Origin of the sequence: Ectothiorhodospira shaposhnikovii (genome assembly GCF_016584105.1) — a bacterium.
GTDB classification, from domain to species: Bacteria; Pseudomonadota; Gammaproteobacteria; order Ectothiorhodospirales; family Ectothiorhodospiraceae; genus Ectothiorhodospira; species Ectothiorhodospira shaposhnikovii.
The window spans coordinates 1-288 of the sequence record NZ_NRSM01000122.1 but is presented as its reverse complement, the minus strand read 5'-3'; the positions used below and the strand labels follow the sequence as shown (position 1 = coordinate 288).

1 protein-coding gene is annotated in these 288 nt (G+C 63.2%); it reads left to right on the top strand.

Going from position 1 to position 288, the window contains the following annotated elements; all coding sequences use genetic code 11:
* Window positions 1-53: 53 nt before the first annotated feature.
* Window positions 54-288 (top strand): tyrosine-type recombinase/integrase (locus CKO35_RS18695; protein WP_338031830.1); only part of this gene is annotated, 235 nt, incomplete at its 3' end.

Below are 288 nucleotides of genomic sequence, written 5' to 3'. Positions count from 1 at the left end.
GCCCGCGTGTGTGGCTGTTTCCACATACATTCCACCCGCAGCATCACATTGGCGTGAGTTCAGCACAGCGCCTGTTTGGCCGCTGTCGCCGCCGCGCCGGGGTGAGCAAGTCGGTGGGGATTCACGGCCTGCGACATGCGTACGCCACGCACCAGTTGGAGAATGGTCTGGCGGTGCATGAACTGCAACGTCTGCTGGGGCATGGCCATTTGCAAACCACCCTGCGCTACATCCACTGGACACCCAGTGATGAACGGGGCACCTCGGGGCATGTGGACCTGCTGGCGC